Genomic DNA, 15,307 nt, shown 5'->3' on the forward strand with positions numbered 1-15,307 from the left:
CGGCCGTTAATATCGGTACATAAAAAACAGGGGTGAAGAATATGCAGGAGATCACGGGAACGAGCAACAGGCTTCTGGAGGTGGACCTCACGGCGGGAAAATTCCAGGTATCGGAGATTTCCACCGGGGACCGGGAGATGTACCTGGGCGGCAAGGGCCTGGGACTCAAGCTCCTGTACGACAGGATGCCCGCGGGAATCGATCCGCTGGGCGGCGACAACATGATCGCGTTCATGACGGGGGTGCTCATGGGAACGGGGGCTCCCTGCTCGGGAAGGTTCGAGGCGGTGACCAAGTCCCCGCTCACCGGCGTCATGGTGACGGCGTCGTGCGGGGGGCCGTTCGGGATGGCGCTCAAGTCGAGCGGCTGGGACGGGCTCATCGTGAAGGGCATGTCCGCGAAACCGGTCTATCTCGTGATCGATTCCAAAGGCGCCCATTTCAAGGACGCCGCGAAGCTGTGGGGAACGGACACGCACGCGGCGCAGGAAGCCGTGAAGGCGGACGGAACGGGCAGCGTCGTGATAGGGCCGGCGGGGGAAAATCTTGTGCGCTACGCCAACGTCTGTTCGGGGCACCGCTTCCTGGGGCGCGGCGGCATAGGCGCGGTCATGGGCTCCAAGAATCTGAAGGCGGTCGTCGCGAAGGGCGGCGAGTTCAAGGTCGTGCCGAAAAACCCGGCGAAGTTCGAAAAGGCCAGGAAGAAGCTCAACAGGCAGATCAACGCGAACAAGGTAACCGCGGGCTCCTACCGTAGCTTTGGGACCAACGCGAACGTGAACCTGTGCAACGCGGCGGGACTCCTGCCCGTGCGGAATTTCACGCTGGGCGCGCACGGCGAGGCGCACAAGATTTCGGGCGAGACCATGGACGAGCGCTTCGCCTACAAGTACAACACCTGCAAGCCCTGTTCCATTCTCTGCGGGCACAAGGGCACGATTGGCGGGAAGGAGCGCCCGATACCGGAATACGAAACGATCGGCCTCATGGGATCGAACCTCGAAATATTCGATCCCGTGCAGATCGCCGAGTGGAACGACATTTGCAGTCTCATGGGAATGGACACGATATCGGCCGGTGGGACGATCGCGTGGGTCATGGAGGCCGCCGAGAAGGGCCTGTACACGTCGAGCCTCAAGTTCGGGAATCCCGCGGGCGTTGCCGAGGCGCTCAACGAAATCGCGCGCATGCGCGGCGCGGGAAAGGAGCTTGCAATGGGTTCGCGCTGGCTTTCGGAAAAATACGGGGGAAAGGAATTCGCCATCCACGTGAAGGGCATGGAGATGGCGGCGTACGATCCGCGCGGGGCGTTTGGTCACGGCCTTTCGTACGCGGTCGCCAACCGCGGCGCGTGCCACCTCTCGACCTCGCTGTTTACGATCGAGGCGTTTTTCGGCATGGCCAGCCCCAAGGCGGCGCGGGGGAAGGCGACCATGGTGAAATTTTTCGAGAACGCGTATTCGGCGATGAACTCGCTGCATATCTGCCACTTCACCGCCTTCGCGGTGTTCCTGGAGCCCCCGCTCATCAAGTACACGCCCGTCCCCGCGCTCAAGCTCATGACGCAGAACCTCACGCCCATCGCGCTGGCGGTCATGGATATCCGCGTGTGGCCGGCGCTCTGGTCCTCCATCACGGGAATCAGGAAGGGACAGCAGGGCTTCAAGAAGTGCGGGGAGCGGATACACGTTCTGGAGCGCTACATGAACACGCGCGAGGGAATATCGAAAAAGGACGACACCCTGCCCGGGCGTTTCCTGCACGAGGGAAGGAAGTGCGATCCCCGCGGCCGTACGGTGCCGCTGGAAAAGATGCTCAAGAGGTACTACAAGACGCGCGGCTACGACAAAAACGGCATTCCTACGGACCGTACGCTCAGGCGCCTGGGGATCGAGAAGAAACAGGAGGCGCTCATTAAATGAGAAGGACAAGAGCCGGGGCAACGACCGGGGGGGGCGCAGATATTTACAAGTTCCTGGGACACACCAAGTTCATCTCGGGCGCGCGCGCGATGGAGCACATACCCTACGAGCTCGCGGGTTTCGACGCCGGAAGGCCGCTTGTGATCGCGGAGCCGGGCATCGCGAAGAAGGGGCTTGCGAAGAAGTTTCTCTCCGCGCTCGCCGATTCGAACATGACCGTGGGCGCGCTCTTCGACGATGCGCCCCCCTATGCGAGCGTCGCCGTTATCGGGGACCTCGGCGCGCTCTTCCGTGACCGGGGCTGCGATTCGCTTGTGGCGCTGGGGGACGGGCCCGCGGTCGATATCGCGAAGGGCGTGAACATGCTCGTCACCACGGGCGTCGATTCTATCATGGAATTTGAAGGGGAGAACCTGCTTTCGAAACGGCTGAAACCGTCGGTCGTTGTTCCCGCATGCGGCGCGACGGGCCTCGAGGCGGCCAACCGCGCAACGATCGAGGGGAGGACTTTCGTATCGGATTTCCTCTTTCCCGACCTGGTGTGCATCGATGCGCGGATGGTGAAATCGGCTTCCCCCGAAGCGATCGCCGGGGCGTCCCTGGCCGCATTCGCGCACTGTGTGGAGGCCGCCGCATTTCCGCACAACAATCCCATGACGGACATGTACGCGCACGCGGCCATCCAGTTCCTCTACGAGCACATGAGAAGGCTTCCGCGGTCCCCGGGAACGAAGGGATGCGTCGCCCTCGCAAACGCGTTCGCGATGGCGGGCGTGGTCTTTTCGAACGCCCCCGCGGGCATCGTGCACCTTCTCGCCACGGCGCTCGCGGACGAGACCGGCGTTCCCGCCGGGATCGCCATGGGAATACTGCTGCCCTGTTATCTTGATTATAAGACCGGCGTCATGAAGGAGGATGTTCGCGAGGAACTCCTGCTCGCGATGGCGGGTATCGACGAGTACTGCGCAACGCCCGAGAAGGAGCGCGCACTAAAGTCGATTGCGCTGCTCAAGGGACTACTTCGGGGGATGAAGGAAAGCCTTCCGCGAACCCTCGCGGATTTACGCATTCCCCCGTACAAGCTCAAGGCGGCGGCAGAGCTCGCCGCCGCGCGCGGCGACGGCCGCGTGGACCTGAAAAGCTGTACCGCGATACTCGATCGCGCCTGCAGCGCGGCGTCGACAGGACAGGAGGGGTTCCCGCAATGATATCGTATAACGATTACCCCGAGATGAAGCCGGGGAAGAAGCTCGTAAAGAAAATTTACGTCTGGATCATCATGCTCGTGTTCGGAAGGGCCTTCCAAGCGGCCTCCCGCGTGGACAAGGGCGCGAAGGCGGAATTCGACGCGATGCCGAAGGATTTCATGCTGGATTTCTACGTGATGCCGAACGGCCCGCACATGATCGTAGGCAAGGACGAGAAGGGGCGCATCAGGTATTACGGATGGAACCCGGCTGGGAAGAAGATCACGCTCTACATGGGGATCAAGCACCTGGAGGCGGGCATCAAGATGTTCACCTTCCAGGAGTCGTCCTGCACGGCGACCGCCCGCGACCGGATCGAGGTGGACGGCGACCTTCCGGTGGCGTGCGGTGTTTTAAGAATAATGGACCTTCTCGAGGTGCTCCTGCTTCCGAAGATCGTGGCGAAGCTGGGCGTGAAGCGTTATCCCAAGTGGTCGCAGATGTCGCCCCTGCGCAAGTGGACGAGTCGCCTGCTCGTCTATGTCCGCCTGACGACGGGCTGAGGCGAAGTGCGCGCGTCAATGAAAACGACCACAAGGAGATAATTCCATGCATTTACCCGGATATTATGAATTCTGCTGCCGCGTGAAAACGATTTCGGGGCACAGCGCCCTGGAGAAAATCCCCGGGGCGCTCGAGACGCTGGGGGCGAAAAAGCCCATGATCATCACCGACAAGGGGGTCCAGGGTGCCGGCCTCATCAAGGTGCTGAACGGCGCGATGAAGGGCTCCAGGGTTAAGGTGGGCGCGGTCTACGACAGCGTCCCGCCCGATTCCGACATCAAGGTGGTGCATACCCTCGCGAAGCTCTACCGCGACAAGGGCTGCGACGCCCTGATCGCGGTCGGGGGCGGCTCGGTGCTCGACACGGCCAAGGGAACGAACATCCTGGTTTCCCTGGGCGGGGACGACCTCATGCACTACGCGGGAGCCGGCGCCGTTAAGCGCAAGCTCAAGCCGATGATCGCGGTTCCCACGACGTCGGGCACCGGTTCCGAGATGACGCTCGTCGCCGTGATCGCGGACTACGAGCGCAACCTCAAGCTCCCCTTCGTATCGTACTTCCTGCTTCCCGATATCGCGATACTCGATCCGCGCATGACGAAGACGCTCCCGCCCGCGATCACGGCGTTCACCGCGATGGACGCGATGACGCACGCGATCGAGGCGTATACCTGCCTCGCGAAGAACCCGCTCTCGGACTCGGCGGCGCTCATCGCCATCCAGCTTATCAGCCAGAACGTGCTGAACGTGATCAAAAACCCCGGCGACATGGAGGGAAGGCTCGCGCTCGCGAACGCATCGGCGCTCGGGGGAATCGCGTTTTCGAACTCGATGGTGGGCATGGTGCACGCGATAGGCCACGCGACCGGCGGGGCCTGCCACGTGCCGCACGGCGTGTGCATGAGCATCTACCTTCCCTACGGGCTCGAGTACAACATGCACCGCAACGGTCACCTCACCGCTGAGTTACTCTACCCGCTCGCCGGGGCGCGCGTGTACCAGGCGACGCCGCGGCGCGAGCGCGCGGAAAAGGCCGTGGCGATAATCCGCCGGCTCAACCAGGACCTGCACGACGCGACGAACAAGCGTCACGCCCGCAGTCTCAAGGAGGTCTTCGACCGCGACGGGAAGCAGATGGTCACGAAGGATAAGCTTCCGCTCATCGCGGAGAAGGCCACGGGGGACGCCTCGCAGTTCTACAACCCGGAGGACCTGGACTTCAAGGACTTCATGTTTGTGCTCGAGGCGGCCTACGAGGGCGTGCCCCTGGACCGGCGCAAGGTGAAGAAGGGATAAATGATGCAAACACGAATAATTGCAGTATCAATTTTCTTTATGCTTGGGGCAGCTTTTACTGGTTGTTCAACTCTTGAGGAAGTCCTTCAGGCAGTGGATGATAACGCACACAAGAACGCTTTTACCAGTGAAAAGCAATCAAGCGAGGAAGTGTTCTCATATGAAACCCCGAACATGAAGACACGACGGGCGAACTGGATGATCTTCCGCTCGCTTAACATCCGTAAATAAAATCCATCCAATCACATAAACTGGCTGCCCACTCCCGGTTATGACACGGGAGACCACTTCGTGAGCATCGTCTCCGGCCTCAAGGGAAGGGCTGTAGAAGAGGTACATGCCACATCACCGAAAGCCCCCCTGCTTTTTCCGGGGGAGGCTTTGGGGGGATTAATTATTCTTCGACGATCTGGGTCGTCTCGTGCAACTCGCGCACCATGGAGTCCAGATCGTGAGATTTTACTGACAGCGTCCTGCCTCCCTCGGAGTAAACCTGCGTTATCTCATTCAGGCTTGTGATGGACTTCACAATTTCGTTCATAAACGTTTTCTGATCCTGCATTGAAAGCTGTATCTCATCTGTCTTTAACATGACCGAGCCGGCCTTGACGTTGACTGTGTGGTTGATCTTTTTCTGGTCCTCCATTGCGCTCGACACATCGTCTATGCCCGCGCTGATGGTATTCACTCCCTGGATGATTCGCATGATCGTGGTCACCGTGGTCTCAATGTTGACCATGCCGTAGTTGATCTCCTCTACATTGGCTTTTATAAGCCCTTCAATTTCTTTGATACTCGTGGCGGTCTGGTCGGCCAGCTTGGATATTTCGTCCGCAACCACCGCAAAACCGCGACCTGCCCCGCCCGCGCGGGCCGCCTCGATTGCCGCATTCAACGAAAGAAGATGCGTCTTGTCCGAAATATCGACAATCATCCCAACAATACCGGTCATCTTGCGTGAGCTTTCCTTGACCATGGTGAAGCTGCTGCTCAGGGAATCGAGGATTTCTCCGCCGCGGCTCGCCACTTCGGAAACCTCGACCGCCATGGAACGAGTGCTCTGTATTCGGTTTGCCACTCGCTCGATCGATCCCGACAATGCATTTATGTCTTCCATGAGGGACCGCATGCTGTCGTACTGGTTCGTAACGTTGTCCGTAGCCAAATCCATGCCGCTGGAGATCTCCTCTACGGTGGCGGCTATCTCCTCAACGGCCGACACCTGGCTCTGGGATTGGAGCGAATAGGTTTCCGATTCCCTGAAAAGCTCGTTTGAGTGACCGGTCAACTTTCCCGACACTTTCTTGATAGAGTCATACAGGCCCTTGATGACGATATACTGCGACTCGTTTTTCCTTGCCTCATCCTCGGATCGATCGAGGGCGATCCTGTTGATCCTGAATATATGGAAACACATGATTCCGACGAAAACTATACCGATACCGGAATCCATCAGGTAATCGACAAAGGCAGCCTCGCCCAGATTAAACCCGTCCGATTTTAAAAGGAGGAATAAAACGAATATGAACAGGTTAGCCGCAGTGTAGAGGAGAATGGCCGATTTTTTTCTGGTCGTTACTATAGGCGTCAGAGCCATGAGACCCGGTATGAGCACGATGGTATCCAGAACAGCTATCGTATTTTTGCTATCATCGAAAAACATCGTCATCCATACGGCGAGCAGCGAAATGATCTGGATCATATGCGCCGCGACGCTGAACCTGCCAGATTTAAGAAACTTGACTGCAATAATAATACTGATTATGAAAATAATAATGATGTGAGGTATGTAGCTCCCCGGGGTCAATAGACCAGCGACAGGCAATGTCACCATGAAAACAAGTCCTATGATGAAAAGGACAATACAGATATTCAGAATTATTCTGGATTTCTGCCGCATGATATATCCCTGATCTTTATATGCGCCAAGAATGTAACCGGTAACCCGCGCGAACATACGCCCTCCCTTTAAAACAACGCTAATGATTTAGGCGGCGACGAGTATTACGAAGTTGTCCCATTTTCCCATCGAAACATATCCCGCGTATTCATTCACTACTCCCTTCACCCTCCAGTGACGATCGAAAAGAAAAGTACGCTATCGCTTTGGGTAAGCTTCGCCCTTGTAAAATCTTTGGGGGGAAGCACTTCGCCGTTACGCTGCATGACGAACCATTTTCTATTATGATGTATCTGCGTATACAGCGAAGGGGAGATAATCCCCGCGTCGCGTGACGAGCACAACAGGGCGGCGGGGCTGTCGCCCTCGGCCATTGTAACCCTTGTCACGACGCTCACGTATTCTCCCGCGATAAAGCCGATGATCTTCATCTCGACCTCGATTTCAGCGGGCGGGTCCTTGTGCCGAAGATTCATCGCGAACCGATCTCGTCGGCGATCTCATGAAGCCCCAGCTCGCGGAGTTTCCTCCCGCTGGGAGCGCCGGTTTCCCTATCCCAGCCCATTTCACGGAGAAATCCGTCCTGGAGCGTCCCGACGTCGAGCGTGATTCCCTTCATGGGACCCGCGTCCAGTGGCGGATTCCCGGCGGCTCGGGCGGGCAGGGCGAAATCCCGACGCGGAACGATCCCGTGCTTTACGTTGAACGCCTGACGTATGTTCTGGATGCGTTCCCCGATCGAGAGGTACTCCTCGGGAGAAAACGACCACCCGGTCGCGGCGTTCGCGTACGCGGGGATGTCCAGTTTTCCCCCCATCTGTACGCCGAAGAGACATATGCCTGCACCGTTGATGAACTGCATATAGCTGCTTCCCGCGGCCAGAAGCACGTCCTTGTCTTTTGTATTTCTGTACTTGCTTTTCACTGTGAAGAGCGTGGGCGTCTTCGGGAGCTTTTTAAATATGCGGTGAAGCGCGAACATTTCTATCCATTGATAGCCGTGATTCGTATGCCTGCCCGGCGTGGGTTCCAGCGAATAGGACACCGCGAAACCCGGGTCAAACCGGGTATCGTGCATGGGCAGTTCCTGTCCGCCCGAATGAATCGCGAAACGTTCGCTTCCCCTGCCGATGCGCTCCGCCGCCTTCCGTGCCCCGTCCGCCAGCACGTCGCCGATCCCTTCACGCCGCGCCATCTTCTCGAGAAGGGCGAGCGCCGCCCCGGCGTTGCCCCACGTGAGATCTAACCCCTCCGTATCCGCCTTCGTGAGAATGCCGTGCTCGTAGCATTCCATCGCAAAGGCTATCGTGCCGCCGGCGGAGATAGTATCGAAGCCCACCCGATTGCAAAATTCGTTCAGCCGATAAATGGCGTTCATGTCGCTGTTCAGCTGGAGCGCGCCGAAAGCGCAGCAGGTTTCGTATTCGGGCTTGTGGGTCTCGGGAAGTCCTGCTTCATCCACGCGCAGGATGCTGCCGCACCCCAGCGGGCAATTGTAGCAATGGTATTTCTTCACCTGGTGGTCGATGATTCGCTGCGGATTAAGCATATTTGCGTGAGTGGCAATGGGGAAGTCCCGAAACCCGGCCCCTCTCCAGTTCATGACCGGCGAGTCTCCGTTTTCGGAGGAGAGTACGTTGGCGGAGATGGTACCAAAGCGCCCCATGGCCATCTTAATGAGATCGCCGCTCTGCGCCATGGCGATCGGCGACACCCGCATGAATCTCCCCATGAAACTCAGCCCTCCGGATGAAATGATATTGGGGCCGCTCTTGAGCCATTTCAAAAACCTGGTGTTCAGGTCCTTTACGCGCTCAGGGTCATGTACTTCGATCTTCATTTTCCCGGCCACGGCGACCGCCTTGAGGTTCTTCGATCCCATGACCGCCCCGAGACCGGAACGGGCAGCATATCGCCCACGATCGTTCGATATGCCGGTGATGAGCGATTTCTTTTCGGCCGCCGGGCCGATAACGGCGACGCGAACACCCGGAACGGCCAATTCCGCCGTAATTTTCTTTTCAGCTTCGATGGCGTCAGCTCCCCAAAGGTGGGACGCGTCCCTGAGCTCCGCCTTACCGTCAATGACGGTCAGATAGACCGGACCGGGCGAGATGCCGCGTATAAGAATCCCGTCATAACCGCAGCGCTTGATCGCGGGGGAGAAGGTGCCGCCGCAGTTGGCGTCGCCCCATCCTCCCGTGAGCGGGGATTTTCCCGCGACCATCCATCGGCCGCTGAACCATGTGCCCGTCCCGGTGAGCATACCCGACATGAACGCCAGTATATTGTCCGGTCCCAGAGGGTCCGCCCCCGCGGGAATGCGCCGGTAGAGTAACCACGCTGCGAGACCGATCCCGGAGGTTACGCTACGGTACACCTCGTCCGGAATAATTTCTTCGTCGATTGAACCATTAGTTAGATCAACGTTCAGTATTTTTCCCATGTATGCCTTTTTCATATATTCCATCATATCCTTTTATTTTGTATCTTCGTACTCCGAGACTCGCAAGTACCAGTCAATTTCCGTCCCGATATAAAATGGAGCAAACATAGTACGAATGCATCATTATTTCAATATTGTTCCTCCTCGACCGGGACCATCCAAAATTCCGTTTTTCAGGACCTGTATGCCGTTCATAAATACCGCTTCAATGCCTGTCGGCTTCACGTTGCCGCGTTCTCTGGTGTTGTTGTCCCTGATTTTTGACGGATCGAACACCACGATGTCTGCGGCCTTTTTTTCCTGAAGTACGCCCCTGTCATGCAACCGCATGCGTTTGGCCGCAGCGCCGGTCATTTTGCAAACCGCCTCTTCAATGGAGATGCATTTTTCCTCCCTGGCAATCTGCAGAAAGCGGGGAAAGCACCCATATGCGGCCGAGTTCTGATGCTCGGCCGGTTCTACCCAAGCATCTGTCATAAAAAGCGAGGCTCGGTGTTTCATCAGCTTCTTTATTATCTCATGCGTGCTGTATTTGTGGACAATCATGGCGGCCCTGCCGCCGCTTTTTTCCGAAAAGTCAATAAAGTTATCGATCTCGCTCATGCCCCGTTCGCGGGCGATGTCGTTCATGAACATGCCGTTGAAGCGATCCAGGTCCTCGTTATTCGAGCGGATCACCTGCATGTCCTCGAAGCCGATGCCCAATATCGTCTTGAGTATTTTCAGCTCGAACTTGAGGCGCATCAAAGCCTTCCGGCTACGATAGTTTTTTTCCGTGTTCGAAATAAACCACGACGGCATGAAGCTATTGATTAATGGCGCACCATGGCTATATGCAAAGGTATCGAATTGCACATCGATGCCGTCGTCTATTGCACGGTCTATCATTTCCAGGGCGTCGTCGCAGGAGGACCATGTCTTCGTGCCCACGAAAATAAGGTGGGATAACTGCAAGCGGACTCCCGTGCGCCGTGCCAGCCTGAGAATCTCCTTCAGTGCGATGAGATTATGAGGCGTTCCGAACGGTATCAAGGGATACGCTGCGGACACGGCTGAGTATGCACGGCTATGCACTGCCAGCATCTTGTCGTGCTTTTTCACAAGCTTCGCAACATTCTCCAGTTCATCACTGGGTGCAAACTGCCCCGGCTCGTATTGAAGTCCGAGAGAGACGCCCTTCGCTCCCTCGTCCATCGCTGCTTCCATAAGAGACAGCATCATTTTTTTTTCATCTGATGAGAGAGGAGAAGGATCCAGACCCTTTATAGACGCGCGTATGCTGCCATGGCCGGCGAACATGGCAAGATTGTGGGATATCCCCGCGCTCGAAAGCGATTGAAAAAACTCCGCCATCGATCGCCACGGAAGTCTATCGATCCCCCTGAAGCCTTCCTTGAAGAGGTTGTCGACCACGGCCTTTTCGTTCGAGGTGCTCATTTCTTTGTTAAGGGCCGCAGGTGAAAAACCGCAGTTGCCGCCCACAAAAGAAGTGATTCCCTGTTCAATGAAAGGGCTGGTGAAACGCTCTCCGTTTTTCATTGCCACGAACCAGTCAAGATGGGAATGGCAGTCAATGAATCCCGGCGCAATGGCAAGCCCGCTGCAGTCGATCACGCGCCCTTTGTCGTTGGTTATTCCATAAATTACCTTTTCGATTGATGGTCCGTTTACGAGCACGCTCCCCCTCACTCCCCTGTTTCCGAGACCATCGATAATGATTCCGTCCTTTAACAACGTATACTCACCTTTTTTAGCCGATTTCATTATTAACTCCTTGTCTCATATGAGTTGTTCAAACACTTAAATATGCATTTACATGCTTCCACGACTGCGGGCGGCAACCATTCTCGCAAGGGACTATCTTCCATAAATCTATCGGAAATCCCGAGGGAAAAACATTTCTCATGCCAGGTGGGATTATTAGGCAGTAGCCGGATTTCCTTTACCTGATAGGACTTGAGGAAACGAGCGATTGCAGCGAGGTTCTCCTCCGTATCCGTAATGCCGGGAATGAGGGGCGTTCGTGGTACTATCTCGAAGCCGCCCTGGATGGAAAGCTCATGGAGCCTAATGAAATTTTCCAGGATGACCGCGTTGTCGACGCCGCAGTAGCGCTTATGCTGCTTCGGGTTAAAGAGCTTGATGTCCATGTATATCATGTTAATATGAGGGAGAACGGCTTCCCTGAACTCATCGAAATTAAAATAACCGCATGTTTCTATAAGCGTATGAACGCCGGAATTTTTCAATGCCATGGCAAGCCCCGAGAGAAAATCCATGTGCAACGTGGGCTCCCCCCCTGAGAACGTAACTCCTCCTCCCGATGAATCTAAAAACGGCTTGTCTTTGAGCACTTTTTCGATTATCTCCTCCCGCGACATTTCGCTTCCAATCCGGCTGAGTGCGACGGCCGGGCACTCCCCAACACAGGCGAAGCAGCGCGTACATCTGTTCCTGTCGACAAAAAAGGGGTTATCCCGGGAAAGAGCGCCGGATGGGCACTTCTCGATGCAGCTATCGCAGGCGATGCATTTCTGCCGATCAAAAGATATCTCGCCAAAGGGACGTTTGCTCTCCGGATTGTGACACCACGCACAGGAGAGGGGGCACCCCTTGAAGAAGACAACAGACCGGATACCCGGTCCGTCGTCCAGTGAATTTCCCTTGATGTCGATGATCAGCGGAGTTCTCATAATGCTTATATCCTGTATTCGGCCCGACGGATGACTTCAAGCTGGAGATCACGCTGGAGCTTGGTGAAATAGGCCACATACCCCGAGATTCTCACCATGAGATCCTGATATAATTCGGGATTTGCCAGTGCGTCTTTCAGCGTATCCGTCGTGACCACGTTGAACTGCGTCTGCATGCCCCCCATATCGAAATACGCCTTCGCGTAATGCGACATGGTATCGACTATCTGCTCGTGAGTGTCCGAAGATCCGGGAACAAGCTTTACGTTGAAGGCTATATTGTTGTCCAGGTTCCTGGGGTCCAACCGCGCCACATCGCGCAGGTTGTCCAGCAGGTTGACCGAAGCGCTCGGATGCGGCGTAAGCCCCGGGGTAAAGGGCTCGCCGGCGAGCCTTCCGGAGGGGAGCGCTCCGGTAACGCGGCCGTATACCGCATGGTTCGCCATAGACCACCATCCGCTGGTGTAAATTCCGCCTCGATAATTCCTTTGACTGTTGTAGTAATTGTGCACGAATCCGGTAACCCGGTTGGCCATCTCTACGGCCTCATCACTACCTGAACCAAACCGCGGGACTCTTGATTTCACAATCGCGTGCAATTTCCGATTAGAGTTAAAATTATCATCAATTGCCTCTTTCAATTCCTTAAAAGAAACGGAAGTTTCATCGAAAACCAGCTTTTTAATTGACATGAGAGAATCTACAACATCCGCAAGTCCGATCATGGAAACGCCGGTTGAGTTGTATTGTGCACCTCCCCTGGTGACGCCTCTGCCTTTTTGAATGCAGTTATCAACCAGAACCGATAGAAGTGGTGCCGGTTGATGTTTCTGATACACTTCACCGAGCTGGTTGTTTCCGATAACGGACAGATCAAGTAGAAACCTGCATTGTTCAGCAAAGGCGTCCCAAAATTGTTCAAAGGTGCTGAAATCTCCGTTTTCAATCCTGCCTGTTTTTGGCCCAATATCCCAATTCATGAGAGGATGTTTTCCGTTGTTCATTGCCATTTCGAGCGGTGCAACGAGATTGATTTCAAGGCTTGAGGTTGCACTTGAATGCTTTCCGGGTATAGATGGTTCCACACATCCGTTTGCCACCCAGTCCCTTACATCTTCAAGCCGCCAGCCATGATTTACCAGCGCAGTGATAACAGCATCATCTCCATGAATGCACGGCGTCGCGCCGGTGATATAGTTCACGTCGCACGCGCGCTTTAAAAAATGTACGCTGTTCTTATCGTGCTTATACCGGACATGCATGTTGGGATCGTTCAATCCAAGAAGCTCGGTTACCTTAAGAATGACATAGGTCATGTCGTTAACGGCGTCTTCGCCTTCGGCGGTGACGCCACCAAGCGTGATGGTCACATTGGGAGCAGATCCTGAGTTCTGCCAGTTGCCGATATCGGGTATGAGAAGCTGGTGGCTGGCTTCCTTCATAAACAGGCATCCTAAAAGATCGATGACGTGTTTTATGTACTCCTCCCTTTCCTTACCCGTCATGAGCTTTTCGATATCGGATATGAAGTAAGGCTGCAGCATTTGGTCGAGCCTGCCGAACATCGGGCCGTCATCGGAGTTCTCCATATCGAGACAGAGATGCATGATAGCAAGCGACTGAACCGCCTCATCCATGGTCGCGGCGGGATTTTCCGGCACTTTTAAAAGTATTTTTTCCATGTGCTCAAGCTCGGCCTTTCTTTGAGGCTTTTGTTCTGCCATGGCCTCCTGCGCCGCCTGACCGGCGAGGTTACGAGCGTATATATTAGCCGCCTCAAGGCTGATAATCATCGCATTCAAAGTATTTTTCTTTTCATCATCCGCGTCATGATCGCTTTTCAATTCATCCTTGATCATCTTTATCAATCCGCGTGTGCCGTGTTTCAAAATTTTATCGTGCCCAGGCGTGATTTCCGACATCGATACGGTCTTCCAGTAATAAATGGAAAAAAACCTGTCATGGACGCGGACAGGCAGCGCATTACCTGTCTCCTTTCGCCATAATTCGTGAATGTTCTTTCGCGCCCAGAATGGGAACACGTGCCTGTGTAAAATCCGGATGGTTTCTTCGCTGATGTCATACGGCATGAGTTCGCGGTTTGCGAAGGATCTGAGTTCCCCCCAACTATAAAGCCCCACGGAAAATGGATGGCAGATACAGCCGGATACGGGGTCCGTGGTGAATGTTCCGGCGAGAAGATCACCTTCTCTGATGATAGGCTTTCTTCTTTCGAGAATATATTTCAGGCTCTTCGCCTTACGGAGATTCGGGTCCCAGGGTTTGCCATTATTATCAACTTCATAACCGTGTTTAAGGTGGAAGTCGGTAATGAGTTTTCCGTACTCATGGCAGACCACCGCTTCTTTTTTCCTGTTAAAATACTCGGTGCGAAAACGTTCGAGCCGCGGGAAATCCTCAAGCCCGTAATCAGCCAGGTGCGGATCTTCGAGATGAAGGACCCCGGGATCCACCCTGCTCCCGCGGATACGTGAAATTCTTCTGACGGATCGCTCATTTCTGCAAAGAGTCGAGTCTTTAACGTCCATCCCCGCGATTTTATTCGCTTCCCTGTGTTTATTGATCTGCCTGTCCACTGATTTCTGCTGGTCCTTCCCGATAACCAGATTCACGTAGTAATTAAACAACCCGACAAGCATGAGGTTTCCTTCTGTCCTCACTCTGCCTGTGAGAATCATCCGGTATGCCTCATCAGGGCTCGCGTCCATTTGTTCAATAAGATCCTTTGGGGTGGAAAAAATAAGGGTGCAATCGACATTATCCGGTATGTCGTCAAGAACGCGGACTTTCCCGTCATTGAAAATGATGGCTCCTTTCGCGGAATCATCATCAGCTTTCATTCCGATGGAAAGGTTTATCCATCCCCGGGTCCCCATCATCTCACACCGCAGAGCGGAATTCGTGTTAAACATTGACGCGATGTATCCGAGAAAGCCGCTAAGAATCATCTGCTGTTTATGAAGCAGTTTCCCGGTGAGAAATCGTGATGAGCTCGTCAGAAGATTAGCGTATCCGCGTACTCGATCATGTAGTGAAGATTGAACTTGCATGATTACCCCCCATAATGCATTAATAAACATACAGAGGCAATAATCGTGCCAATTTGAATCATTGCACAATTATTGTTCGAATTAAGTGATTAAACAGCCAACAATTCTCATTGTAGTTAATGGGAATAGTCCAAGGTGAGAGAATAAAGTAAATAGGGACTTGACAATTCAAGCAATAATAGCTAATGATTCAACATAATTGCAACATTGTTGAAACATAATAAGTGA

At 54.8% G+C, this 15,307-nt stretch carries 10 protein-coding genes; 4 read left to right on the plus strand and 6 right to left on the minus strand.

Going from position 1 to position 15,307, the window contains the following annotated elements:
• Positions 1–41: 41 nt before the first annotated feature.
• The 4 genes from EPN93_01850 to EPN93_01865 are packed head-to-tail and all read left to right on the plus strand — an operon-like array spanning position 42 to position 4,969.
• Entirely contained in the window at positions 42–1,922 is a 1,881-nt protein-coding gene (locus EPN93_01850; GenBank protein TAL39345.1) for an aldehyde ferredoxin oxidoreductase, read from the plus strand.
• Entirely contained in the window at positions 1,919–3,130 is a 1,212-nt protein-coding gene (locus EPN93_01855; protein ID TAL39305.1) for an iron-containing alcohol dehydrogenase, read from the plus strand. Before EPN93_01850 ends, EPN93_01855 begins: the two co-directional genes overlap by 4 nt.
• Positions 3,127–3,672, plus strand: coding sequence for a hypothetical protein (locus EPN93_01860; GenBank protein TAL39306.1), 546 nt, complete (start codon positions 3,127–3,129; stop codon positions 3,670–3,672). Before EPN93_01855 ends, EPN93_01860 begins: the two co-directional genes overlap by 4 nt.
• 46 nt (positions 3,673–3,718) lie before the next feature.
• On the plus strand, positions 3,719–4,969 hold the full coding sequence (locus tag EPN93_01865) for an iron-containing alcohol dehydrogenase (protein ID TAL39307.1): 1,251 nt from the start codon (positions 3,719–3,721) through the stop codon (positions 4,967–4,969).
• A 394-nt stretch (positions 4,970–5,363) separates the two neighbouring features.
• Here the strand turns inward: EPN93_01865 and EPN93_01870 are convergent, their stop codons facing one another.
• The 6 genes from EPN93_01870 to EPN93_01895 form a co-directional block, all read right to left on the minus strand.
• Positions 5,364–6,926 carry a hypothetical protein gene (locus EPN93_01870; GenBank protein ID TAL39308.1) on the minus strand — a complete coding sequence of 521 codons (1,563 nt, stop codon included), beginning with the start codon at positions 6,924–6,926 and terminating at the stop codon, positions 5,364–5,366.
• 107 nt (positions 6,927–7,033) lie between these two features.
• Positions 7,034–7,345, minus strand: coding sequence for a hypothetical protein (locus EPN93_01875; protein TAL39309.1), 312 nt, complete (start codon positions 7,343–7,345; stop codon positions 7,034–7,036).
• Complete coding sequence (locus tag EPN93_01880; protein TAL39310.1) at positions 7,342–9,342, minus strand: aldehyde ferredoxin oxidoreductase; 2,001 nt, start codon at positions 9,340–9,342, stop codon at positions 7,342–7,344. Before EPN93_01880 ends, EPN93_01875 begins: the two co-directional genes overlap by 4 nt.
• A 96-nt stretch (positions 9,343–9,438) precedes the next feature.
• On the minus strand, positions 9,439–11,079 hold the full coding sequence (locus tag EPN93_01885) for a hypothetical protein (GenBank protein ID TAL39311.1): 1,641 nt from the start codon (positions 11,077–11,079) through the stop codon (positions 9,439–9,441).
• A gap of 2 nt (positions 11,080–11,081) precedes the next feature.
• The gene (locus EPN93_01890) at positions 11,082–12,008 is read right to left on the minus strand and encodes a glycyl-radical enzyme activating protein (protein TAL39312.1); all 927 of its coding nucleotides are present in this window, start codon (positions 12,006–12,008) and stop codon (positions 11,082–11,084) included.
• 5 nt (positions 12,009–12,013) lie between these two features.
• Positions 12,014–15,109 carry a formate acetyltransferase gene (locus EPN93_01895; protein TAL39313.1) on the minus strand — a complete coding sequence of 1,032 codons (3,096 nt, stop codon included), beginning with the start codon at positions 15,107–15,109 and terminating at the stop codon, positions 12,014–12,016.
• Between the last annotated feature and the right edge of the window lie 198 nt (positions 15,110–15,307).

The organism is Spirochaetota bacterium (assembly GCA_004297825.1).
Taxonomy (GTDB): domain Bacteria; phylum Spirochaetota; class UBA4802; order UBA4802; family UBA5368; genus FW300-bin19.

Excerpts from the sequence above, each read along its gene's own strand:
- EPN93_01850 (TAL39345.1), top strand. The coding sequence starts at position 42 with ATGCAGGAGATCACGGGAACGAGCAACAGGCTTCTGGAGGTGGACCTC.
- EPN93_01855 (TAL39305.1), top strand. The coding sequence starts at position 1,919 with ATGAGAAGGACAAGAGCCGGGGCAACGACCGGGGGGGGCGCAGATATT.
- EPN93_01860 (TAL39306.1), top strand. The coding sequence starts at position 3,127 with ATGATATCGTATAACGATTACCCCGAGATGAAGCCGGGGAAGAAGCTC.
- EPN93_01865 (TAL39307.1), top strand. The coding sequence starts at position 3,719 with ATGCATTTACCCGGATATTATGAATTCTGCTGCCGCGTGAAAACGATT.
- EPN93_01870 (TAL39308.1), bottom strand. The coding sequence starts at position 6,926 with ATGTTCGCGCGGGTTACCGGTTACATTCTTGGCGCATATAAAGATCAG.
- EPN93_01875 (TAL39309.1), bottom strand. The coding sequence starts at position 7,345 with ATGAATCTTCGGCACAAGGACCCGCCCGCTGAAATCGAGGTCGAGATG.
- EPN93_01880 (TAL39310.1), bottom strand. The coding sequence starts at position 9,342 with ATGATGGAATATATGAAAAAGGCATACATGGGAAAAATACTGAACGTT.
- EPN93_01885 (TAL39311.1), bottom strand. The coding sequence starts at position 11,079 with ATGAAATCGGCTAAAAAAGGTGAGTATACGTTGTTAAAGGACGGAATC.
- EPN93_01890 (TAL39312.1), bottom strand. The coding sequence starts at position 12,008 with ATGAGAACTCCGCTGATCATCGACATCAAGGGAAATTCACTGGACGAC.
- EPN93_01895 (TAL39313.1), bottom strand. The coding sequence starts at position 15,109 with ATGTTTATTAATGCATTATGGGGGGTAATCATGCAAGTTCAATCTTCA.